Annotated in this window: 19 protein-coding genes; 2 read left to right on the forward strand and 17 right to left on the reverse strand. The window is 71.3% G+C overall.

What is annotated here, in order from left to right:
* Nucleotides 1-18: 18 nt before the first annotated feature.
* From OG963_RS10975 to OG963_RS11020, 10 genes are all read right to left on the reverse strand, one after another.
* Nucleotides 19-555, reverse strand: a complete 537-nt coding sequence (locus OG963_RS10975; RefSeq protein WP_093776003.1) for an O-acetyl-ADP-ribose deacetylase — start codon at nucleotides 553-555, stop codon at nucleotides 19-21.
* A gap of 145 nt (nucleotides 556-700) precedes the next feature.
* Entirely contained in the window at nucleotides 701-1,987 is a 1,287-nt protein-coding gene (locus tag OG963_RS10980) for an MFS transporter (RefSeq protein WP_218133099.1), read from the reverse strand.
* Nucleotides 1,988-2,153: 166 nt separating this feature from the next.
* Entirely contained in the window at nucleotides 2,154-4,472 is a 2,319-nt protein-coding gene (locus tag OG963_RS10985; RefSeq protein WP_093776001.1) for a glycoside hydrolase family 3 N-terminal domain-containing protein, read from the reverse strand.
* Between the two features lie 266 nt (nucleotides 4,473-4,738).
* Nucleotides 4,739-5,419: a GntR family transcriptional regulator gene (locus OG963_RS10990; protein WP_093775999.1), complete on the reverse strand. Its 681-nt coding sequence runs from the start codon at nucleotides 5,417-5,419 to the stop codon at nucleotides 4,739-4,741.
* Nucleotides 5,420-5,510: 91 nt separating this feature from the next.
* Nucleotides 5,511-6,449 (reverse strand): NAD(P)-dependent oxidoreductase, encoded by a 939-nt coding sequence (locus OG963_RS10995; protein ID WP_093775997.1) that lies wholly within the window; start codon nucleotides 6,447-6,449, stop codon nucleotides 5,511-5,513.
* 176 nt (nucleotides 6,450-6,625) lie between these two features.
* Nucleotides 6,626-8,050 carry a gluconate:H+ symporter gene (locus OG963_RS11000; protein WP_371798825.1) on the reverse strand — a complete coding sequence of 475 codons (1,425 nt, stop codon included), beginning with the start codon at nucleotides 8,048-8,050 and terminating at the stop codon, nucleotides 6,626-6,628.
* 95 nt (nucleotides 8,051-8,145) lie between these two features.
* Entirely contained in the window at nucleotides 8,146-8,658 is a 513-nt protein-coding gene (locus OG963_RS11005; RefSeq protein WP_093775993.1) for a ribose-5-phosphate isomerase, read from the reverse strand.
* Between the two features lie 58 nt (nucleotides 8,659-8,716).
* Nucleotides 8,717-10,429, reverse strand: a complete 1,713-nt coding sequence (locus OG963_RS11010) for a dihydroxyacetone kinase family protein (protein WP_371798826.1) — start codon at nucleotides 10,427-10,429, stop codon at nucleotides 8,717-8,719.
* Between the two features lie 323 nt (nucleotides 10,430-10,752).
* Nucleotides 10,753-11,688 carry a sugar phosphate isomerase/epimerase family protein gene (locus tag OG963_RS11015; RefSeq protein ID WP_371798827.1) on the reverse strand — a complete coding sequence of 312 codons (936 nt, stop codon included), beginning with the start codon at nucleotides 11,686-11,688 and terminating at the stop codon, nucleotides 10,753-10,755.
* Nucleotides 11,689-12,178: 490 nt separating this feature from the next.
* Complete coding sequence (locus OG963_RS11020; RefSeq protein WP_030916585.1) at nucleotides 12,179-13,594, reverse strand: NAD(P)/FAD-dependent oxidoreductase; 1,416 nt, start codon at nucleotides 13,592-13,594, stop codon at nucleotides 12,179-12,181.
* Nucleotides 13,595-13,720: 126 nt separating this feature from the next.
* Between OG963_RS11020 and OG963_RS11025 the strand changes: the two genes are divergently transcribed.
* Both OG963_RS11025 and OG963_RS11030 read left to right on the forward strand, forming a co-directional pair.
* Nucleotides 13,721-14,494 carry a nucleotidyltransferase domain-containing protein gene (locus tag OG963_RS11025; protein WP_176902274.1) on the forward strand — a complete coding sequence of 258 codons (774 nt, stop codon included), beginning with the start codon at nucleotides 13,721-13,723 and terminating at the stop codon, nucleotides 14,492-14,494.
* Nucleotides 14,495-14,534: 40 nt separating this feature from the next.
* On the forward strand, nucleotides 14,535-14,960 hold the full coding sequence (locus OG963_RS11030; RefSeq protein ID WP_093775985.1) for a VOC family protein: 426 nt from the start codon (nucleotides 14,535-14,537) through the stop codon (nucleotides 14,958-14,960).
* Nucleotides 14,961-15,029: 69 nt separating this feature from the next.
* Here OG963_RS11030 and OG963_RS11035 read toward each other — a convergent pair whose 3' ends face one another.
* The 7 genes from OG963_RS11035 to OG963_RS11065 all read right to left on the reverse strand — a co-directional run bounded on the left by OG963_RS11035 (nucleotide 15,030) and on the right by OG963_RS11065 (nucleotide 23,402).
* The gene (locus OG963_RS11035; RefSeq protein WP_030916593.1) at nucleotides 15,030-15,857 is read right to left on the reverse strand and encodes an inositol monophosphatase family protein; all 828 of its coding nucleotides are present in this window, start codon (nucleotides 15,855-15,857) and stop codon (nucleotides 15,030-15,032) included.
* Nucleotides 15,858-15,920: 63 nt separating this feature from the next.
* Nucleotides 15,921-17,762 carry a gamma-glutamyltransferase family protein gene (locus tag OG963_RS11040; protein ID WP_371798828.1) on the reverse strand — a complete coding sequence of 614 codons (1,842 nt, stop codon included), beginning with the start codon at nucleotides 17,760-17,762 and terminating at the stop codon, nucleotides 15,921-15,923.
* Nucleotides 17,763-17,820: 58 nt separating this feature from the next.
* Complete coding sequence (locus OG963_RS11045) at nucleotides 17,821-18,777, reverse strand: ABC transporter ATP-binding protein (protein ID WP_093776212.1); 957 nt, start codon at nucleotides 18,775-18,777, stop codon at nucleotides 17,821-17,823.
* A gap of 80 nt (nucleotides 18,778-18,857) precedes the next feature.
* Nucleotides 18,858-19,961, reverse strand: coding sequence for an ABC transporter ATP-binding protein (locus OG963_RS11050; RefSeq protein ID WP_093775981.1), 1,104 nt, complete (start codon nucleotides 19,959-19,961; stop codon nucleotides 18,858-18,860).
* Nucleotides 19,958-20,848, reverse strand: coding sequence for an ABC transporter permease (locus OG963_RS11055; RefSeq protein WP_093775979.1), 891 nt, complete (start codon nucleotides 20,846-20,848; stop codon nucleotides 19,958-19,960). The genes OG963_RS11050 and OG963_RS11055 overlap by 4 nt, the downstream gene beginning before the upstream one ends.
* Nucleotides 20,845-21,798, reverse strand: a complete 954-nt coding sequence (locus OG963_RS11060) for an ABC transporter permease (protein WP_030916611.1) — start codon at nucleotides 21,796-21,798, stop codon at nucleotides 20,845-20,847. Before OG963_RS11060 ends, OG963_RS11055 begins: the two co-directional genes overlap by 4 nt.
* Nucleotides 21,795-23,402, reverse strand: a complete 1,608-nt coding sequence (locus tag OG963_RS11065; RefSeq protein WP_093775977.1) for an ABC transporter substrate-binding protein — start codon at nucleotides 23,400-23,402, stop codon at nucleotides 21,795-21,797. The genes OG963_RS11060 and OG963_RS11065 overlap by 4 nt, the downstream gene beginning before the upstream one ends.
* Nucleotides 23,403-23,441: the final 39 nt, after the last annotated feature.

Consider the following 23,441-nt stretch of genomic DNA (forward strand, 5'->3'; position numbering starts at 1 on the left):
GCTGGCGAGAATCCGACATCAACCTTGTGCTGCCAGGACCTCTTCGAACTCCACGAACGCGTGTGCGTCGAAGAGCACGAACCGCACCTCCTCGACCGGCGCGGCGGCCTCCGCCAACACGGTACGGACGGCGATGCGCGCGCCGTCGTCCATGGGCCAGCCGTAGATGCCGGTCGAGATGGCGGGAAAGGCCACGGTACGCGCGCCCAGCTCGGCGGCCACCCGCAGCGATTCGCGGTAACAGGAGGCCAGTAGCGAGGACCGGTCCTCGGCGCTGCTCCAGACCGGTCCCACGGTGTGGACCACCCATCGCGCGTCGAGCCTGCCGGCGGTCGTGGCGACCGCCTGGCCGGTGGGCAGCCCCTTTCCGTAATGCGAGGCGCGCAGCTTCCGGCACGCGGCGAGGATCTCAGGACCGCCTTGCCGGTGGATCGCTCCGTCGACCCCGCCGCCGCCGAGCAGCGAGGAGTTCGCCGCGTTGACGACGACATCGACGGACTGCTGGGTGATGTCACCGCGTACCAGGGTGACGGTGACGGCCTCAGGTGTGCGCATGTGTCCATGATGCCGTGCCCCCGTCGGCGGGACGGCCCTTGGGGGCCCGGCCGTAGGTGAGGACGGCCGGGCCGTATCGGCCGTCTCCGGCCGCCGGGCCCCCGCCGTGTCGTTCGGCAGCACGTCTGCCCGCCGTACGAGGCTGTCAGCGCACCGTACGCACCGGCAGGATCGCCAGCGCGCCGCCGAGGCACACCAGTGAGGAAGTGATCAGCAGGATCGAGTAGTTGTGGCCGCCGCCGAGAGAGATGAGCAGCGCTCCGAGTGCGGGGGCGAAGATCTGCGGGGCCGACATCGCGATGTTGAAGATGCCGAGGTCCTTGGAGGGGTTCTCCGGATCCGGCAGCACGTCGATGACCAGCGCGAGATCGACGCCGAGGTAGACGCCGAAGCCCAGGCCCAGGACGATCTCCGCGCCGTAGAACATGGCAATGGTGTCGGACCGGCTGAGGATCAGCATGCCGAGGCCGAACAGCACCGCGGCGACCGCGATGAACGGCTTGCGGCGTCCGAAGCGGTCCGAGAGCCAGCCCGCAGACTGAGCGGAACCCATCACGCACACCCCGTAGATGAGGACGCCGGTGGCGAGCGTCTCGGTCGCCTCGGCGGCGGTGAGCCGCATCTCGTGCTGAAGGTAGATGAGGCGGAAGGTGGTGAACATCCAGTTGGCAAGGGTCAGCAGGAAGCGTGAGAGCCAGGCCCAGGCGAAGTCCGGGTGTTGCCTGGGGTTGACCCAGTACGTGCGCAGGACGGCCTTGAACCCCTCCCGCGCGGGCTTCTGGTCCAGCGGCTTGTCCGGCAGGACCAGGACGTAGCCGATCACCAGAAGAACGCCGATGACGCTGGGGACCAGGAAGAGCAGCAGCATCTGGTCGGTGAAGGACTTGGCGATCCAGGTGCCCGCGGTGGGGGCCAGGTTCTGCATGATGCCGAGCAGCCCGCTGATCTTGCCGCGCTTGCGCTCGGGGACGTTGTCGGCGACGGTCGCGACGAAGGCTGCGAGTGCCGCGTTGGCGGACGCGGAGGCGATGACGAAGCCGACAGTGATGACGGCGACGCTGCTCGCCGTCGCGATGATCACCAGTCCGAGGAGCAGGCCCATCATGCCGAGGACGAGCCAGGGCCTGCGGCGGCCGAAGCGGCTGGTGGTGCGGTCGCTCAGGCGACCGAAGAACGGGTTGGCCAGCATCGCGGCCACCGAGCCCGTTGTGGTGACGATGCCGAGCGAGGTGACCTGGTCGTCCTCGGGGACGATCGACTGCACCTTGAGCTGCAGGCTGACCAGGATGGGTGTCAAAAGGGCCAGGAACAGGCCGAGCTGGCCTGCCGCCATGCCGACCACCAGTCGGGGCCGGGGGTCCACCTGAAGGGTGGCGACGGTCTCGCCGGGCGGGGGCGCGTCGGGGGCGCTGCGGAGGGTGTCCGTGGTCACGGTGAGGGCTGCTTCCTTGTGAGCGGGCAGGACGTGCGGAGACGGGTGGAGGCAAGGGGCGAGGTGGGGCCCGCCCGCCGCCGGGTACGGCTGGGGACGCGGCGGCAGGCAGGCAGGCGGCCCTGCCCGGCCGCACCAGGGCTCCGGGAAGGCCACAGGGGGCCGGCTACAGGTGGGTGAGGTGGCGGTCCGCGCCCACCCGGCGCTGCGGGCCGGTGAGTTCGATGTCGGCGCTCAGCCGGATGTCGCCGCTGGAGGAGCCGAGCATGAGGCGGATGGTGCCGGGTTCGACGATGCGCTGTCCGTCGCCCGAGGCGTCCTTGGTGTACGAGGTCTGGTCGGCGTGCACTCGGAAGGACACCCGGGTCTGTGCACCGGGTTCGAGATGGACGGTGCCGAAGGCCGCCAGCTGCTGGGTGGGGCGGGCGACCTGGGCGACCGGGTCGTCGTAGTACAGCTGGACCGTCTCCCGGCCCGCAGATTCGCCCGTGTTGCGCACGAGGCAGGAGACTTCGATGAACGCGTCGGTGGGGACGCCGTTGTCACCGGCGACCCGCAGGTCCTCGTAGTCGAAGGTGGTGTACGAGAGGCCGTGCCCGAACGGGTACAGGGGCGTGTTGTCGAGGACGCTGATGCCCTCGCTGTAGCGGCCGAGCGGCGGGTTCAGGTAGGTGCCGGGATTGCTCCCCGGAGCGGCGGGGACCTGTACGGGCAGCTTGCCGCTCGGAGTGACCCGGCCCGACAGTACGCGGGCCAGCGCGGGGCCGCCCTCCTCGCCGGGCATGAACGACTGCACGACGGCCGCACAGCGCTCGGCGAGGCCGCCGAGCGCGTACGGGCGGCCGGAGACGACGAGCAGAACGACCGGGGTGCCGGTGGCGAGCACTTCCTCGACCAACTGCACCTGCACACCGGGCAGTCGGAGGTCAGGGGCGTCACAGCCCTCCCCCGAGGTGCCGTTGCCGAACATGCCGGAACGGTCGCCGACGACGACCAGAGCCAGATCGGCCGAGGCGGCGGCACGGGCGGCAGCGGGCAGGCCGGAGCGGTCGTTGCCGCTGACCGTACAGCCCTGCTCGAAGCTGAAGGTGATGTCCGGCAGCTCGGCGGTGAGCGCCTCGCGCAGGCTGGGCAGGGCGAGTCCCGCCGGGTGACCGGGGTATTTGGGCAGGACGTGGTTGGGGAAGGAGTAGCAGCCCAGGAAGGTACCCGAATCGTCTGCGCCGGGCCCGATCAGGGCGACGGCGGGCGTGCGGGCGCTGTCCAGGGGCAGGGCGGCGCCCTCGTTGGCGAGCAGGACGACGGAGCGTTCGGCGATGGTGCGGGCGAGCGCGCGGTTGGCCGGGGAGTCCAGGTCGACGGAGGTGCCGACGCCGGCGTCCGCCTCCGGGGTGTATCCGGCGTCCAGGAGGCCGAGCCGGAGCTTCTGGCGCAGGACGCGCTCGACGGCGCGGTCCAGCAGCTCGGGCGCGACCTGGCCTGCGTCGAGTTCCTGGGAGAGAGGTTCGCCGTAGCAGCGGGTGTTGGGTAGTTCGATGTCCATGCCGGCGCTCAGGGCGAGGCGGGCCGCGTCGCCCTCGGTGGCGGCGACGCGGTGCATGGTGCGCAGGAACGCGATCGACCCGTAGTCGGAGACGACCGTGCCGGTGAAGCCCCACTGCTCGCGCAGCACGGTCGTCAGGAGCGACTCGTCAGCGCAGGCCGGGACACCGTCCTGGTCGGTGTAGGTGTTCATCACCGAGCCCACGGCACCTTCGCGCACAGCCATCTCGAACGGCGGCAGGATCACATCGGCCATCTCGCGGGCGCCGATGGAGACCGGCGCGTGGTTGCGGGCCCCCCGCGAGGCGGCGTGCCCGGCAAAGTGCTTGAGGGTGGCGATCACACCCTGGGACTGCACGCCACGCACATAGGCGGTACCGATGAGCCCGGTCAGGTACGGGTCCTCGCCCAGAGTCTCCTCGACACGGCCCCAGCGGTAGTCGCGTACGACGTCCAGGACCGGGGCGAGCCCCTGATGGACGCCGACGGACGCCATGTCGCGGCCGATCGCGGCACCCATCTCCTCGATGAGTCCCGTATCGAAGGTCGCGGCCCAGGCCAGGGGCGTGGGGTAGACGGTGGCACCGAAGGCGGCAAAGCCGGTGAGGCACTCCTCGTGGGCGATGGCGGGGATGCCGAGGCGGGTGGAGTCGATCAAGTGCCGCTGCAGGCGTACGAGTTCGGCACGACCCTCCTCGGGTGTGAGGGGGCGGGTGCCGTAGGGGCGGGTGAGGTGGCCGATGCCGTGGGCAAGGGCCGCGGACTCGCCCGAGCGGGCAGCGAGGGCCTCCTCGATCGGCGCGACCCGGGCGTCGCCGCTGCCGACGTTCGCCTTGGCCCAGTAGCTGCCCAGCTGCGCGAGTTTCTCGGCCTGCGTCATCTCGGCCATGAGGGCCTTGACCCGCTCGTCGGCGCCGAGCGAGGTGTCGTTCCAGTGGTTCATGGGGCTCCTGCTCCCGGGCTGCAAACCTGCGGCGCCGCTTCGGGAATCGGGCCGGCCAGATAAGTTCACGCCGTTGACAAAAAGGGTGCGTGCAGCATGCACGGGATGAAAGGGCCAGGTCAAGGGGTTCTGCGCACGCTCTTGAATAATCTGGAGGAGATGATTCCGGGCATGCCGAAGTGCGGCTGCGGCCCCTTTCGGGAAGAGTGCGCAGCCGCTTGGGACCTCAGGCACGCCGAGAGATGAAGCCGCGGAGAAGGCAGGCGTCAGTGGCCGAACGACCGGTGCGCCACGCCCTCCAGATGCGCGCGCATCGCCGCCTCGCAGGCTTCCGCGTCCGCTGCCTCGAACGCGCCCAGGACCGCGGCGTGTTCGGCGAGCGCCTCCTGTGTGTCCGTGACGCGGCCCCCGGTGAAACGGCGGAAGCGTTGGATGTGGGCGCCCAGCGGGTCGATCGCAGCGGAGAGGAACCGGTTGCCGGCGGCGCGCGCGATGGTGGCGTGGAAGGCGGAATCGGCCTGGAGGTAGGCGCGGAAGTCGTCCGCCGCGCGCTGTGCCGCCGCCGCTTCCATCATCCGGTGACTCTCGGCCAGCGCGCGCGCCGTGCCCGCTGCGTCCCGCTCACAGGCCTGGCGGGCGCTATAGGGCTCGATGAGCAGCCGGGCGCCCATCAGTTCACGGAACCCTCCGTCGTCCAGGAGCGGTGCGACCGTGTAGCCGCGGTGCGGGACACGGACGACCAGGCCGGTGTTCTCCAGTTTGGCGAGAGCCTCACGCAGCGGCGTCGGCGAGACGCCCCAGTCCTTGGCGATGCTGTCGATGCGCAGGGGGGTGCCCGGTTCCAGGCCCTCGTCGAGGATCAGGGCGAGCAACGCGTCGTACGCCTCGTCCATCAGGACGGTCCTGCCGAGCCCGGCCGGACGCACCTGCCTGCCGACTGGTCCCATCGTTGACTCTCCCTGTGACGTGCCGGATGCTTCCGGCGGACCGGCTTTCAGCCTAGTCGGAACGGCTGTCCCTCTCCCCAAGGGGCCGCGTTCAGAGCGCGGTACGCGGGGAAAGCAGTGTGATCAGCGCCGAGTCGTCCGCGGCGGCCAGCCCCTGGCTGATGGCGAGCTGGTAGAGCTGGTCGGCCGCGGCGGCGACGGAGGTGGCGACGCCGGCCTTCTTGGCAAGGGACACCACGATGTTCATGTCCTTGCGGATGATGTCCAGACGGGAGCGCAGTTCGGGTCCGCCGGTGCCGTCCCCCTTCACCTCGTACTGCTGGACCATGCGCGGACCCCGGTCGGCGAGCATGAAGGACGCGGCGGCGCCCTGGCCCAGGACGTCGACGGCGCGGTCCAGGTCGATGCCGAGGGCACGGGCGAGCGCGAGGGACTCTGCGGCAGCCGCGGTGTGGATGCCGCACAGGAGCTGGTTGACGGTCTTCATGATCTGGCCGTCACCGATGCGCGGGCCGACGACGTGCAGTGTGGAGGCGAGCCGGCCAAGAACCGGCTGGGCGGCGGCGAGGGCCGCGTCGTCCGCGCCGACCATGATCAGCAGATCACCGGTCCCTGCGCGCACGGAACCACCGCTGACTGGGGCATCGACCAGCCGTACGCCCTGCTCTGCGAGGCGCGCCGCGACGTACTGGACGCCGTCGACGCCGACGGTCGAGGTGACCACGACGACCGCACCCTCGCGCAGCGATTCGGCGGCGCCGTGCTCGACGATCCCGCCACCGAACAGGCATGAATCCAGCTGTTCCTGGTCGCGTACGGCGATGACGACCACATCGGCGCCCTGCGCAGCGTCGGCCGGGGTGGCAGCGGGGGTGGCACCTGCCTTCGCGGCGAGGGCACGGCGCTCCTCGAAGACATCGAAAGCCCGGACCGGGAAGACACCGGCGAGGCGGGTGGCCATGGGCAGGCCCATGGCGCCGAGACCGAGGACGGCGGCGGTGGGGGTGGAGGGGGAGTTCTCAGCGGGCATCGGATGCTTCTTCCTTGCAGGACGCGGTCGTGAGGGGGCGCGTCAACAGATTCTCTTACGGGACCACTGCTGTCCTGGCCGGGCCGGTTCCGGTACGGGCTCCCGTACCGGAACCGGGCAGGCCGCCGGCATCGCGGGCGTCACAGGCAGGACGGATGTCTCAGGCAGGACGGACGTCAGACGAAGACCGCGTACATGAGCAGGGACATGGCCAGGCCCATCACGGCGACGATCGTCGAGAGGACCGACCAGGTCTTGATGTTCTGGGAGACGCTCATCCCGAAGTACTCCTTCGCCAGCCAGAAACCGGCGTCGTTGACATGCGAGAAGAAGAGCGACCCCGCACCCACGGCGAGGGCGATCAGGGAGGCCTCGACCGGCGGGGTGCCCGCCACCATCGGAGCCATGATGCCTGCAGCGGCGGTGGTGGCGACGGTGGCCGAGCCAGTGGCCAGGCGGATCAGGACGGCGAGCAACCAGCCGAGGGCGAGCATCGGCATGTGCGCCTCCGCGGCGAACTTGCCGATGGCGTCGGCGACGCCGGTGTCGACGATGAGCTGCTTGAAGCCGCCGCCCGCACCGACGACAAGCAGGATGCCGGCAACGGCGGGCAGGCCCGCCGAGACGGTGGTGCGGACCTCCGCACGGTTACGGCCCAGCCGAAAACCGAAGACGACCATGGCGACGAGACCGGCGATGAACATCGCGACGAGCGGCGTACCCACGAAGTCCAGCAGGTGGTTGTACCAGGCGTCACCGGGGAAGGCGATGTCGACGATCGACCTGGCGAGCATCAGCACGACGGGCAGGGCGACCGCTCCGACGGAGGCGGCGAAGCTCGGCAGGCGACGGGCCGCGCCGCCTTCCCGCGCCCGGTCGGCCTCCTTGACCAAGGAGGCGACGAGCTCGGCCGGGGCCTCACTGCGCACATGGCGCGAGATGAACTTCCCGTACAGCGGACCAGCGATCATCACGGTGGGTATGGCCGCGAGCAGGCCCAGGCCGAGCGTGGTGCCGACATCGGCGTTGAGTGCGCTGACGGCGACCAGCGGGCCGGGGTGCGGCGGCACGAACGCGTGCATGGTTCCCAGGGCGGCGAGAGCGGGCACGGCGAGCAGCACCAGCGGGGTGTTCGTCCGCTTGGCCATGACCACGATGATCGGAACAAGCAGGACGAGGCCCACCTCGAAGAACATCGGCAGGCCGATGACCGCGGCGATCAGCGCCATCGACCAGGGAAGCAGCCGGGGTCCGGAGCGCGAGCCGATGGTGTCGACTATGCGGTCGACACCTCCGGAGTCGGCGAGGATTTTGCCGAGGATCGCGCCGAGTGCGATCAAGGCGCCGGTGGACCCGAGCGTGGCGCCCATGCCGGTGCTGAACGAGTCGACGACCTTCGAGAGTTCGGTGCCCGAGCCGATGCCGAGGACGACCGAACCGCCGATGAGGGCGACGAACGGATGGAAGTCGAGGACCGCGATCAGCGAGATGATCACGCCGATGGCGATGGCGACCATGACGATGAGTCGGGTGTCGTGCCCGGTCCAGGGCGCGGCCGCCGTGGCCAGGACGTCGGCCCGAGACAGAACGAGCGGAGACATGCGGGTGCATCCTTACGTCGTTGTAAGTCGTGGCAGGGGGTGTTTCGTGGCGGGGGTGTTCCGACTCGACGGGGCGGATGTCGCCGAGTCAGGCGTCAGCAGCCGGCCCCGGCCTCGCCCTCGATGCCGGGGGGAGTCGTGTCGTACGCGTCGAGGACGGCGACCTTCTCGCCCGAGGGCGAGGACTCGTCGAAGTGGTAGCCGAGCCATTCACGCACCAGCCTGCGGGCGAGTTCGAGGCCGATGACGCGCTGGCCCATGGTGAGGACCTGCGCGTTGTTGCTCAGCACCGCGCGCTCGACGGAGAAGCTGTCGTGGGCGGTGACGGCGCGGATGCCACGCACCTTGTTGGCGCTGATCGCGACGCCCAGTCCGGTGCCGCACAGCAGCAGAGCCCGGTCGGCCGCCCCGTCCGCGACCGCCCGGGCGGCGGCCACCCCGATGTGCGGGTAGGCGGTGTGCTCTCCCTCGGCCACGCCGACGTCGGTGACGGACACGACGCGCGGGTCGGCCTCCAGGTCGGCCTTGAGTGCTTCCTTGTACGCGTATCCGGCGTCGTCGCAGCCGATGACGATGCGGAGCGGAGCGGGGTGCTGGTTCTGCGTCATGTCGGGTTTCCCGTGGGGTGGTGGGGATCGTTGGGGTCGTGCACGCCGGAGCGGCCGGTCAGCCGTTACCGAGCAGGGCCGCGACGGTGCGGGCGCACAGGGCCAGGGAGAGGGCTCCGGCGTCGGGGGTGCCGATGCTGCGTTCCGCCAGCGGCCGGGCGCGGCCCAGGCGCGGGGTGAGCCCGGCGGTGGCGTCGGCGGCCTCGGTGGCCGCGTCGGCGGCCTTCGCGAAGGCCGAGCGGGGGTCCTCGCCACGTGCGACCCCGGCGGTGAAGGTGTCGACGAGGGGGGCGAGTGCGTCGACGAGGGTCTTGTCGCCGGGCTTGGCGCCGCCGAGCGAGGTGACGGCGTCGAGGGCTGCGCGGGCACCCGCGGCGGCGCGTACGCCGCCCGCCCGGCCCGTGTCACCGAGCTCCTGGGCCAGGGCGCGCAGCGCGACTCCCCACAGCACGCCGGAGGTGCCACCGGCCTCGTCGGCCCAGCCATCGGCGGCGGCGCTCAGCAGCGATCGGGCCCCCGCCTTGCGTGAGTCGGCGTCCTCAGCAGCCCGTACGGCCGCGTCGACGCCCTTGGTCATGCCGCGCCCGTGGTCGCCGTCGCCGGCGACCGCGTCGATGCGGCCGAGTTCCGTGGCGGCCTCGTGCAGCACGGTGCGCAACGTGCGCAGGGCGGTGAGGGCGGTGGCCGCGACAGCGCGCGAATCGGCGTCCCCCTCGGTGACCGGGGCCCCGGGTATCGCGTCGGGCAGGGCGCGCGGCCGGTCCGAGACCTCCGGCAACGGCAGGCGGCTGAAGCCCGGGGCGTCGGCAGGGGCGCACCACCAGCGCTCCAGGTCCTGGTCGAGCCACATCAGGGTGAGGGAGCAGGCGGCCATGTCGAGGCTGGTGACGAGTTCACCGACCTCGGGCCGCACCACGGTGAGTCCGGCTTCGGCCAGAGCGTCGGCGACGTGGCCCCACAGCAGGAACAGTTCCTCGTACTTGGTGGCCCCCAGCCCGTTGAGGATCGCGGCCACGCGCGGGCCTGCCCCTTCCGGGCGCTCGGCGAGGAGCTGCTCGACAAGGGTGCGGGCGATCGCCGGAGCATCGGCCATGTCTGCGTCACGCACGCCGGGTTCGCCGTGGATGCCGAGGCCGATGGCCATCTTGCCCTCGGGAACGGTGAACAGCGGAGAGTCCGCGCCGGGCAGGGTGCAGCCATCGAAAGCGATGCCGAAGGAGTATGTACGGTCGTTGGCGCGGTGGGCCGCGGCTTCGACGCCGTCCAGGTCGAGGCCTTCCTCGGCCGCTGCACCGGCGACCTTGAAGACGGTGAAGTCACCTGCGATGCCTCGGCGTTCGTGGCGCCGCTCGACGGGGGCGCTGGCCAGATCGTCGGTGACCAGGACGGTGCGGGTGTCGATGCCGACGTCGCGCAGACGGGCCTGGGCCATGCCGAAGTTCATCCGGTCGCCCGCGTAGTTGCCGAAGGAGAAGAGGACTCCCGCTCCGGTGTCGGCGGCCCGCGCCACGGATTCGGCCTGCCGGGCGGAGGGCGAGGTGAATATGTTGCCGACCACGGCGCCCGCCGCGAGCCCCTCACCCACCAGTCCGCTGAACGCGGGGTAGTGACCCGAGCCGCCACCGACGACGACGGCGACGCGGCCCGTGCCCTGCGGCCGGGTGCGGACGACTCCGCCGGGCACCACGGTGACGTGCTCCGGATAGGCCACGGCGAAGCCTCGCAGCTGGTCCTCGCTGAAGCGGTCGGGGTCGTCGAAGAGCCGGGTCATGGCGGGTGAACTCCTTGTCGGGGAGGTACTGGCGGGTGCGGGATTTCGTGGTTGCGCCGGGTGGCAGCCTGTGGGGCAAGGGCCGTGCGGCGCCGGGCACTCCACGCACAGAGGCGCGGGCGGGTCCAGGGGCGAGCGCAGACCCGGGGCGCCGCACGGACGTCCCGGGGCGCCGCACGGACGTGGGGCAAGGAAGGGCCGGTCCGGGTCTGCTCCTCGGGCAGGCCCCACCACCGTTGCCACGCGGACGCGATACGGCATGGCGTCACGGCGTCGCAGGACGACGCCGCGTCCTCCTTGCATCGTGGCGACGCGGAGCCTGCTCAGGCCCCGGCTCGGCGCGGAAGGATGCGCCTGAGGTACTCGCGGTTGGAGGCAGCCACGCTCAGGCCGTCGCCACCGTAGTGCTCGACACAGAAGGCGCCCGTGTAACCGTGGGCAAGGGCGATCCTGACGGCCTGGCGGTAACTGACGAAGCCGGACTCCATGGGGGCCGGGGACGTCAGTACGGTCCCCGTGGCGGGGTCCTCGACTCGGTAGTAGCTCTTCACATGCCAGTAGTTGGCGTGTGGCAGCGTCTTGGTGACCATCGACTCCCAGGACTCGATGGGGCGCTGCATCCGGATGAGGTTCCCCAGGTCCGGATTGAGGCCGACATTGTCGCGGCCGATGTCGGTGAGCAGGGCGACGGAGGAGTCGGCGGTGCCGAGGTACGTGTCCTCGTACATCTCCAGGGACAGCTCGACGCCCACCGAGGCGGCGTGGTCGGCGAGTTCGCGCAGGCGGGTGACGGCTTTGTCCCAGGTCTCGCGATCGCCGACCGGGTCCTTGGGGCCCGGTACCGTCCAGAACCAGAGCACGGCCTGCTGTTCGGGAGTGAGCGGCCGGTGCAGGCCGACCGAGACGAGCGGAACGCCGAGAGCGGCGGCCGCCTCGATGGTGCGGTGCGAATAGGCGAGGTTGGCGTCACCGTCGACGGGGTCGATGACGCTGCGGCGGATCGCGGAGATGGCCGGGGCGCTCAGGCCGACCTTGGAGAGCGTGTCCCGCAGTTCCTCGAGTCGGGCGGGGACGAGGTCGCCGGGGCGCAGCCAGCCGTCCGTGAGGTCGACCTCCGTGAACCCGGCGTCCACGACCTCCTGCAGACTCTCGGCCCACTGCTGGGCGGTCTGCTCCTGAGTGGAGACACCATCGGGCCCCACGTTCGGGAACTGCAGGAGGGCGGCGGCGATCGGCCAGGTTTCTGCGGTGTGAGTCATCAACGGCTCCCTTTCTCTATTTCCTATAGGATCTAGAATCGTAGAGCCTGTCAATGTGGTCCATCTCACGCACGATCGGGCGGCGGCCCGGGCGAAACCGCCTCGTCATCCGACATCGCCTTCGGCCTGCTCACGCTCACCGGCTTCGCGTACACACCGCGCACCACGGGAGGATCGTCAAGACGCTGCACACCTGCGGCCGGCCGACGAAGGGCTGTCCCGTACTCCCTGGCGGATCAGCGCGCGGCGTCGGATGCGGTGCATCGCAAGGCGGAGGGACGTCCGCATACTGGACGTCTCGGGCGTTCCGACAACGCGGCGAGGCGCCGTAGCTGTCGTCGCGCGCCCAGCAGGGAGTACGGGACAGCCCCGAGCCCGGCCACCGCGCCCGGATCAAGACGCAGGTCACCCTCCGGGGGCGAGGGGCCGGCGTCCGGCCCGCACCCCTGCCGGCCGGACGGCCTCGGCACACCGGACTGCGTCGAAGTACTCAGGCCGCCCGGAGTCTGCGCCAGACCGCCTTCGCCGCGTGGTGACCGGACATCCCGTGCACCCCGGGCCCTGGAGGGGTGGCCGAGGAGCACAGGAACACCGCCGGGTGAGCCGTCGCGTACGGCACGCGGGCGAGCTTCGGCCGGATCACCGTCTGCAGTCCGGCGAACGCGCCGCAGGCGATGTCACCTCCGACGTAATTGGCGTTGCGCACGGCGAGTTGTGGCGGACCCGCGACGGCGCGGGCCAGCACCAGATCGCGGAAGCCGGGCGCGAAGCGCTCCAACTGCCGTTCGATGACTTCGGTGGCGTCGCCCTCCCAGCCTGCCGGGACATGCCCGTACGCCCAGAAGACATGGCGGCCCTCAGGCGCGCGCGACGGGTCGAAGAGGCTGGGCTGCGCGGTGATCAGGAACGGCACGCTCGGGTCGCGGCCGGCCACCGCGGCGCGCAGCGCGCCCTCGATCTCACCGGCCGTGGGGCCGACATGGACGGTGCCGGCCCGCCGCGCCTCCTTCGCGGTCCAGGGGACGGGGCCCGACAGCGCATAGTCGATCTTGAAACAGGACGCGCCGTACCGGTAGCCGCGGTAGGCGTGTCCCAGTCCGGCGATCCGCGCGAGAGCGGTCGGCGAGGTGTCGAAGACATAGGCGCGCGCGGGCGGGAGCTCGTCGAGGCGCTTGACCTCCGTGCCGGTTCGGATCGCGCCGCCCAGCTCGCGTACGTACGAGGCGAGGGCGTCCGAGATCGCCTGTGAGCCGCCGCGCGGCACCGGCCAGCCGTTCTCGTGCGCGGCCAGTGCGAAGAGCAGGGCGATACCGCCGGTGGCGATACCGCTGGTGGGAGCTATGGCATGGGCGGCGAGCCCGGCGAACAGGCCGCGCGCCTTCGCGCCCCGGAACCGGCGGGCGAGCAGTGTGGCGGGCTGGATGGCGCTCATTCCGAACCGCGCCCAGTGGTACGGATCGCGCGGCAGGCCGTCCCACGGGGTCCGCAGGAAGTCCTGGGCGAGCGTGTCCCAGTGGCCGAGGTACGGGGCGAGCAGTCTGCGGTACGCCCCCGCGTCCTGCGGCCCCAGCGACATCGCGCTCTCCCCCACCGAACCGGTGAGGATCGCGGCGGAGCCGTCCGGGAAGGGGTGGGCGAGCGCCAGTTCCGGCTGGAGCCACTCCAGGCCGTGCCGGGCGAGCGGCATCGCCGCGAACGCGGGCGAGCCGATGCCCAGCGGGTGCACGGCGGAACACGGGTCGTGGCGGAAGCCGGGGAGGGTGAGTTCCTCGGTGCGGGCGCCGCCTCCGATGGTCTCAGCCGCCTCGAACACCTCCACCGAGAAGCCACGGCGGGCCAGTTCTGCGGCGGCGGTCAGTCCGTTGGGTCCCGCCCCCACGACGACGGCATCGAGCATCGACGGCACCTGCGGACTCCTTTGTCAGCCGACGGCCAAGAGACTCAAGGATATTCCGCAGCGCCGACAGCCGGGCCGCGGGTAACGTCCCTGCCGATGAAAAGGGATTCGGTGGAAGTATCACTCATCGGCGACATGGCGGCGCGACTGGCCGAACTGCCCGGTGTCCGGGCCGTCGTCCTCGGCGGCAGCCGTGCCCGTGGCACGCACCGCCCGGACTCCGACTGGGATCTCGGCGTCTACTACCGGGGCGCTCCCGACCTGGCCGCACTGACCGCGCTGGCGTGCGAAGCGCAGGGCTCCCCGGTGGAGGTGGCGGGGGCGGGCGGCTGGGGGCCGTGGGTCAACGGCGGTGCGTGGCTGCGGGTCGACGGCACGCCGGTGGACTGGATCCTGCGCGACCTGGACCGGGTCGAGCAGGTCTGGTCCGACTGCCGTGAGGGCCGCTTCGAGGTGGGCGTCCAGCCCGGTCACCCGCTCGGGTTCTGGTCCCCCTGCTATCCGGGCGAGGTGGCGCTCGGCCGCGTACTCGCCGATCCGTACGGTGAACTGACGGAACTTCAACACGAGACCCGCAGTTATCCGGAGCCACTGCGCAAGGCACTCGCCGACGCCGCCTGGGAGGCGGAGTTCTCGGTGGCCGCAGCACGAAAATCGGTTACCTCCGGCGACACCCTGCATGTCGCACTGTGCCTGTCGAGGGCGTTCGGCATCCTCGCCCAGTCCCTTCACGCCCATCACCGCACCTGGTGTCTGAACGAGAAGGGTGCGCTGGCGGCGGCCGCGCTGCTGCCGCGGACTCCGGCGGACTTCGCGGAGCGGGTGGGCGTGGCGCTGCGGGGGCTGGACGTGGCGGCGGTGGAGACGGCAGGGGCCGTGGTGCGCGATGTGCGGGCAGTGCTCCGGTGACCGGAACCGCCGGTGAGCGGGTCCGGCTTAGGATCCGTTCATGATCGCCGAACTTCAGTGCGTGGTGCTCGACTGTCCCGACCCCGTACGTCTCGCCGAGTTCTACCGCTCGGTCGTGGGCGGCCGGGTCAACGAGCCGGACCGGCGGTGGGGGCTCGACGAGAACTGGGCGACGCTGCACACCGACGCCGGTCTCGTCCTGGCCTTCCAGCGGGCGGCGGATCATCGGCCGCCGCAGTGGCCGGACCCGGCCCGGCCCCAGCAGTTCCATCTGGACTTCGGTGTGCCGGACCTGGACGCGGCGCAGGCGGAGGTCGTCGCTGCCGGCGCTTCCGTGCTCGACGACGGGAGCACGGACGGGGCCGGGGAGACGGACCCGGAGCGGGCCGAGCGGCCGTGGCGGATCTATGCCGATCCGGCGGGGCATCCGTTCTGCCTGGTCCTGCACCGGGCGGAGCAGCCGTAGCCCGGTCTTCGCGGACGAGGTCCCGGACCGTCGCGGACGGCCGGCCGCCGCGAGCGCCGCGGGGCCAGGTCACCCTCCGGCGCGCAGTGCCTCCAGGATCCGTTCAGCCGTCGCCTCGTCACGGGCGGCGGTGAAGGGCAGGGCGTTGCCGCCGATGATGCGGAACGGGGCGCCCGAGAGCGTGGCCTGGGCGCCGCCCGCCTCGGTGACCAGGAGCAGGCCCGCCGCGTGGTCCCAGGCGAACTCCCAGTTGAAGGCGACCGCGTCCTGGTCGCCGCGGGCGACGGCCAGGTATTCGAGGCCCGCCGAGCCGCACGGGCGCGCGTTGATGCCCTCGGTCCGCAGGCCGAGCAGGGCTCGCTTCTGGGCGTCGGAGGTGTAGTCGGGGTGTGACATGGCCACCTCGAGCACGGCGCCCGGCGCGGGTGATCCGGAATGTACGGGGACGCCGTTCAGCGTGGCGCCCCGGCCGCGGACCGCGACCGCCATCTCGTCCAGGGCAGCGGCGTACGTCCACGAGGCGAGGAGTTCGCCGTGGTGGGCGAGGGCGACGAGCGTGCAGAAGCCGGGTTCGCCCCGGACGAACTGGCGGGTGCCGTCGACCGGGTCGACGATCCAGACCGGTGCCTCGCCGCCCAGGGCGTCGTACACCTTCGGATCGGCGTGGACCGACTCCTCACCGACGACCACCGAGCCGGGCAGGAGCCGGGTCAGGGACGCGGTGAGGTGTTCCTCGGCAAGGCGGTCGGCGGTGGTGACGAGGTCGTGCGGACCGCTCTTCTCGACGATCTCGTGTGCGGCGAGCTGCCGGTAGCGCGGCATGATCTCGGCGGCGGCCGCTGCGCGGACCGCCTCCTCGACCTCGGTCAGGTCCCCGGCAAGGAAGTCATCGAACATGACCCCAGCTAAGCACGGTCCACCGGGTCCCCGACGACCTGGTCATGACGTGAAGATGGCCGGTCAGCGGCCTACTGCGTACCCCTGCATGCCGCGCGGGTTCGCGGCGGCGGACAGCACCCCGGTCTCCGGGTCGCGGGCGACGGCGCACATCCGGCCCTCGGACCACGGATCGCCGACCGTGACGTCATGGCCGCGGCGCCGCAGCTCCTCGACTACCTCCGGGGCCATGCGCTCCTCGACGGTGACGCTGCCCGGCCGCATGCCGCGCGGGAAGAACGAGCCGGGGAAACTGTCGTTGTGCCAGTTCGGGGCGTCGATGGCGCCCTGGAGGTCGAGCCCGCCGCGGACCTCGGCGCGCAGCGCGACGGCGAGGAAGAAGTGGACCTGCCACTGGTCCTGCTGGTCGCCGCCGGGCGTCCCGAACGCCATCACCGGGACGCCGTCGCGCAGCGCGAGGGACGGGGTGAGGGTGGTGCGGGGGCGGCGGCCGGGCGTGAGGGAGTTCGGCAGACCCTCGTCGAGCCAGGCCATCTGGAGGCGGGTGCCGAGCGGGAAGCCGAGCTCGGGCACGACCGGGTTGGACTGGAGCCAGCCGCCGCTGGGGGTGGCGGAGACCATGTTGCCCCAGCGGTCGACGACGTCGACGTGGCAGGTGTCGCCACGGGTCGTACCGTCCTCGGCGACGGTCGGCTCTCCGGCAGCGGCGCCGTCCTTCGCGACGGTCGGCTCGCCGACGCCCGCCGCCGGGATGCCCATGGCGTCGAACCCGCCCTCGCCGGAGGCGACGGCGTGCGCGTGCTCGCTGAGTACGGGGGTGCGGCCGCCAGGGCTGCCGGGGCGCAGCTCGCGCGACGCCTCGTCGGTGATCAGTGCGCGCCGCTCGGCGTTGTAGGAATCCGAGAGCAGCACGTCGAGGGGCACGTCGGCGGCGTCGCCGTACCAGGCCTCACGGTCGGCCATGGCGAGCTTGCAGCCCTCGATGAGCAGGTGTACGTACTCCGTGGAGCCGTACTGCGGGAGCTCGGCGGGGAGCAGGGCGAGCTGCTGGAGGAAGGCGGGCCCCTGGCTCCAGCCGCCGGCCTTGGCGAGCGTCCAGCCGTTCCAGTCGTACGTGGCGGGCGCCTCGTACGACGCGGACCAGCCGGCCAGGTCGGCGGCGGTCAGGGTGCCGGTGTGGCGGTTGCCGCTGGTGTCCATGGTGGGGCGGGCGGCCTGGCGGACCAGGGCTTCGGCGATGAAGCCCTCGCTCCAGATCTTCCGTGCGGCGTCGATCTGGGCGGCGCGGTCGTCGCCGCCGGTCTTCTCGGCCTCGGCGATCAGACGGCGCCAGGTCGCGGCAAGGGCGGGATTGCGGAACAGCTCGCCCGGCTTGGGGGACTTGCCGCCGGGGAGGTAGACGTCGGCGGAGGACTGCCACTCGGTCTCGAAGAGTTCACGGACGGTCTCGACCGTCTGGCCTATCCGCTCGACGGGTGCGTGACCGTCCTCCGCGTAGCCGATCGCGTACCGCAGAACCTCGGCGACGGACTTGGTGCCGTGGTCGCGCAGCAGCAGCATCCAGGCGTCGAACGCACCGGGGACCGCGGCGGCGAGGGGCCCGGTACCGGGGACGAGGTCCAGACCGAGGGAGCGGTAGTGGGCGACGGTGGCCCCCGCGGGGGCCGGGCCCTGGCCGCAGAGGACCTGCACGTCGCCGTCGCTCGTCGCCAGGATCATCGGCACCTCACCGGCCGGGCCGTTGAGGTGCGGTTCGACGACGTGCAGGACGAATCCGGCGGCGACGGCGGCGTCATAGGCGTTGCCGCCGTCCTCCAGGACGGCCATCGCGGACTGCGAGGCGAGCCAGTGGGTGGAGGACACCATGCCGAAGGTGCCCTGAAGGGTCGGCCGGGTGGTGAACACGGATGTGGCTCCTAGCTGCGACGTACTTGTGTGTGGTTCGGATCGTATGTACGGGAGGTCAGGAGGCCGCGTCCGGGGCGGTCCCGTCCTCCCCGACGAGGTGACAGGAGACCTGCCGGCCGCCGGGCAGCTCGCGCAGGACCGGCACCTCGTTGCGGCAGCGGTCGGTGGCGAGCGGGCAGCGGGTGTGGAAGCGGCAGCCTGCCGGGGGATCGAGCGGGCTGGGCAGGTCGCCGTGGAGCACGATGCGTTCGCGGGAGCGCTGCTCGACCGGGTCGGGGACGGGCGCGGCGGAGAGCAGCGCCTGGGTGTAGGGGTGCTTCGGGGAGGCGAACAGTTCGGCCGTCGGGGCCTGCTCGACGATCTGCCCGAGGTACATCACGGCGATCCGGTCGGCGAGGAACTCGACGGCGGCCAGGTCGTGGGTGATGAACAGGCAGCCGAACCCGCGGTCGCGCTGCAGGTCGGCCAGCAGATTGAGGACGGACGCCTGTACGGAGACGTCGAGCGCGGAAGTCGGTTCGTCGGCGACGACCAGATCGGGGTCGCAGGAGAGCGCACGGGCGATGGAGATGCGCTGACGCTGGCCGCCGGAGAGCTCGTGCGGATGCCGGTCGGCGTGCTCGGGGCGCAGTCCGACCTGGGCGAGGAGCTGCTCGACCCGGGCGCGCACCTCCTCGCCCCGGGCCTGGCGGTGCAGCTTGATCGGTTCGGCGATGATCTGGCCGATGGTCATGCGCGGGTCGAGCGAGGACGACGGGTCCTGGAAGACCAGGTGGAAGTCCTTGCGCAGGGGGCGCACGGCGCGGCGCGAGAGGTGGGTGACGTCCGTGCCGTTGATGCGGACGGTGCCACCGGTCGGTTCGTCGAGGCGTACGGCGCAGCGGCCGACGGTCGACTTGCCACTGCCGGACTCGCCGACGAGGCCGACGACCTCGCCGCGGCCGATGGTGATCGAGACGCCGTCGACGGCGCGGACGGTGCCACCGCCCGAGGCGTCGAAATGCCTTTCCATGGCGGTGATTTCGAGCACCGGTACGTTCTGCCCGGCGGCTCCGTCGGTGCCGCCGGGTGCGGGGACCGTCTGTGCGGTGGTCACTCTCCGGCCTCCTGGTCAAGTGTGTCGGTCGTGTCGGGTGCGGGGGTGGTGTCCGCGGGGGTGGTGTCCGCGGCGTCGGCGCCGTAGGGGTGCCAGCAGGCCGCCCGGTGGAGGGCGTCCGCGCCCGCCTTCGGGTCGATGGCCTTGAAGCCGGGACGGCCACCGGTGCAGGTGTCGTCGGCGCGGCTGCACCGCGGGGCGAAGGTGCAGGCGTCCGGCTGGCTGTCGAGGCTCGGCACCAGGCCGGGGATCTCGGGCAGCCGCCGCTTGCCCTCGCCGCCGGGCCGCAGGACGGCGCCGAGCAGACCTCGGGTGTACGGGTGCCGCGCGGTGCCGAACAGGTCGTGGACCGGTGCCTGTTCGACGGAGCGTCCGGCGTACATCACCAGCACCCGGTCGGCGGCGTCCGCCACCACGCCGAGGTCGTGGGTGACCAGGACGATCGCCGTGCCCAGCCGTTCGCGCAGCGACTGGAGGACTTCGAGGATGCCGGCCTGCACGGTGACGTCGAGTGCGGTGGTCGGCTCGTCCGCGATGAGTACGGACGGGTCGCAGGCGACGGCGATCGCGATCATCACGCGCTGCCGCATGCCACCGGAGAGCTGGTGCGGGTACTCGTCGACACGGCGCTGCGGGGCCGGGATGCCGACCAGTTCGAGGAGTTCGACGGCCCTCGTCCTGGCGTCCTTCCTGCTCAGCCCCTGGTGCCTGCGCAGCACTTCGCCGATCTGCCGGCCGATGGTGAGGACCGGGTTGAGGGAGGTCATCGGCTCCTGGAAGATCATCGCGATGTCCTTGCCGCGGACCTTCTGGAGCTCCTTCTCGTGGGCGCCGACCAGTTCCCGGCCGCCGAGCCTGATGGAACCGCCGATGTGCGCGGTCGGCGGGAGCAGGCCCATCACGGCCATGGAGGTGACGGACTTGCCGCACCCCGACTCCCCCACCACGGCGAGGACTTCGCCGGGGGCGAGGTCGTAGGAGACACCGTCGACGGCGTGCACGGTCCGGGTGTCGGAGCGGAACGACACCGACAGGTCGCGGACGCTCAGGACCGGCTCACGCACCGGTTCCCGTACGGGTTCGAGGACGGTCTCGGTCATCGGGTGCCTCCGCGGGGGTCGAGGACGTCACGCAGTCCGTCGCCGAGCAGGTTGAAGGCCAGCGTCGCCGCGACGATCGCCAGGCCGGGGAAGACGGCGAGCCAGGGGGCGGGCGCCAGGAAGGACTGGGCACCGGAGAGCATCACGCCGAGCGACGGGGCGGGCGGCTGGACGCCGAGGCCGAGGAAGCTGAGCAGCGCCTCGCCGATGATCGCGGCGGGGATGCCGACGGTCGCCTGCACGATGAGTGCCGAGGTGGCGTTGGGCAGGATGTGCCGGAAGAGCACGGTGCCGTCGCCACCGCCGTTGGCGATGGCCGCGGCGACGTAGTCGACGTGCTTGAGCCGCAGGGTCTCGGCCCGGGTGATGCGGATGACTGCGGGGATCTGCGAGATGCCGATGGCGATGGTGGCGTTGGTCAGCGACGGGCCGAGGATCGCGGCCAGGCCGACGGCGAGCACCAGGAACGGGAACGCCAGCATGGTGTCGGTGAGCCGGGAGATGGTGCTGTCCGCGAACCGGCCGTAGTAGCCGCCGACCAGGCCGAGGGGAACGCCGATGACGAAGGCCAGCACGACGGCGACGAGGCCGACCTGCATGGAGGCACGTGCCCCGTACACGATGCGGGAGAGCTGGTCGCGTCCGAGGTCGTCGGTGCCCAGCCAGTGGGCCCAGCTGGGTTCGGCGAGTACGTTCCCGAAGTTCGGCTGGGCGGGGTCGTACGGGGCGATCAGTGGCGCGAGGAGCGCGGCGAGGACGAAGACGGCGGCGATGATGCCGCCGGTGAGGGCGAGCCGGTTCTTGCGCAGGGCGCGGAGCCGGCCGCTGCTCGGCCGCTTCCTGGTGGCCTCTGGGGTGGTGGGGAGCGCTGTGGTCGCGGTGGTCACCGGGCACCTCCGAGCCGGATGCGCGGGTCGATGACCGAATAGACCACGTCGACCAGCAGATTGATGAGGATGTACGCGGCGGAGGTGCAGAGCACCACGGCCTGGAGTGTCGCGTAGTCGCGGGTGAAGACGGCGTCGATGGTGAGCTTGCCGAAGCCGGGCAGGACGAAGATCTGCTCGGTGACGACGGCGCCGGAGATCAGGTGGCCGAGCTGGAGACCCAGGACGGTCACAACGGTGACGAGCGAGTTGCGCAACGCGTGCCCGCCGACGACGGACCGCTTCGACAGCCCCTTCGCACGGGCGGTACGGACGTAGTCGGCGGAGAGCGAGTCGAGCATCGCGGCCCGGGTCTGCCGCATCACGACGGCGGCGAGTCCGGAGCCGAGGACGATCGCGGGCAGCACCATGCGGCGCAGGTTGTCGATCGGGTCGGTGCCGAACGGTACGTACCCGGAGGCGGCGAACACCGGGACGGCGATGGCGAATCCGAGGACCAGCACGATGCCGAGCCAGAAGGTCGGGACGGAGAGGCCGATCAGCGCGATGACGTTGGCGAGCCATTCCTCCGGCTTGCCGCGCCGCACGGCGGCGACGACTCCGGCGCCGATACCGAGGACGACCGCGAGCAGCAGGGAGAGCGCCGCCAACTCGAGGGTGACGGGCAGGGCCTGGCCGATCGCGTCGGCGACCGGGAGTCCGGTACGGGAGGAGGTGCCGAGGTCGCCGGTGAGGGCGTGGCCGATGAACCGCCCGTACTGCACGACGATGTTGTCGTTGAGCCCGTACGCCTCGCGGATCGCGGCGAGTGCCTGGGGGCTGCGTTCCTCGCCGGCGAGGGCGAGCGCCGGGTCGCCGGGCAGGGCCCGGATTCCGGCGAACACCACGATGGAGACGAGGAAGAGCGTGATGAGTGACTGACGAAGGCGCGTCAGCAGGTATTTCGTCATCGGGTGTACCCCGCAGTCTTGACCCGGACCAGACCGTCGCCGTAGACGCGGATGCCCGCGACGGACTTGGTGGCGACGACGTAGTTCTTCTGCCGGTAGAGGTAGATCATCGTGTGGGCGTCCTGAACGCGCCGGGTCAGCTCGTTGTAGATCTTGGTGCGCCGGGCCGGGTCGGCGACGGCGCGACCCTCGTCGATCAGCCGGTCGATCTCGGGGTCGCCGAGGCCGTAGGCGTTCATGGCGCCTGCTGTCTTGAGGAAGTTGGAGACGTTGCCGTCCGGGTCGAGCCGGCCTGACCAGCCGCTCGTGAAGACGTCGTAGTGCCCGGCGTCGGTCTCCGAGAGCATGGTGGCGTACTCGGTGGGCCGCAGGGAGAGGTCGAAGCCGGCCTCCTTGACCATGGCCTGGAGCACCTGCCCGACGCGCCCCTGTTCGGGGGTGGTGGAGGTCTTCAGCTCGATCTTCACCGGGGTCTTCACCCCGGCCTCCTTCAGCAGCTTCTTCGCCTTGGCGACATCACGCCTCGGACAGTCCTGCGGCTTGACGCCGGGGGCGATGGCGGACTGCGGGGAGATCGGGCTGCAGGCCGGCTCGTACATGCCCTGGAAGACGACCTTGTTGAGCGTCTCGCGGTCGATGGCGAGCTCGAACGCCTCGCGGACCCGGACGTCCCGGGCTATCGGGGTGTCGAGCTTGCCCGGCTTCTTGCCGAGGCCGTTCACGTTGCCGACGTTGAGTCCGATGCCCTGGTAGCCGAGCGACGGTGAGTTGAAGAGCTGGAGCTTGGGCTCGGTCAACGCGCTCTGGACGTCGATGGGGCCCATCTGGTCGCCGACCTGGAGGTCGCCGGAGCGCAGGTTGGCGAGCCGGACGTTGCCGTCGGGGATCGGCTTGTAGACGACCCCGTCGAGGTGGACCTTGTCCGCGTCGTAGTAGTTGGGGTCCTTCTTCAGCACGATCCGGTCGCCGCCGACCCGCTCGACGAACCGGAACGGCCCGACGCAGGACGGGTGGTTCGTGAAGTTCTTCCCGTACTTCTTGAGCGCGGTCGGTGACATCACCATCCCGGCCCGGTCGGCGAGCACACCGGTGAGCGGGACGTACGGGTGGTCGAGTTCCATCCGCACGGTGTACGGGCCGGTGGCCCGGACGGACTTGACCGGGGCGAGTTCGGTGCCGCGCGCGGATCCGGGCAGATCGCGGTGGCGCACCAGCGAGGTGACGACGGCGTCGGCGTCGAGCCTCGTGCCGTCGCTGAATTTCAGGTCGTGCCGCAGCCGGACGGTGACGGTGCGACCGTCGGCCGAGGTGGCGGGCAGTGCGGCGGCGAGCTGCGGTACGACCGCACCGTCCTCGTCGATGTCGTAGAGCTTCTCGCACATGCCCGCGAAGACCGTCCGGCCGACGAGGGTCTGCGCCAGGGAGGGGTCGAGTTTGTCCGGGTCGGAGTTGAGAGCGACAGTGAGTGTCCCGCCGTCGCGTACGGACCGTTCATCGGTTTTCCGTACACCGCCGACCTCGGTCGCCGAGGACTGCAACGACGCGCAGCCCGAGGTGAGGGACACCAATGCAACTGCCACCAGGGCAACCGCTTTTCGGCGCACGGGGGCCTACCTCCTGCCAGAGGGTGATCAAGGAATACC

Origin of the sequence: Streptomyces sp. NBC_01707 (genome assembly GCF_041438805.1) — a bacterium.
In the GTDB taxonomy this organism is placed as follows: domain Bacteria; phylum Actinomycetota; class Actinomycetes; order Streptomycetales; family Streptomycetaceae; genus Streptomyces.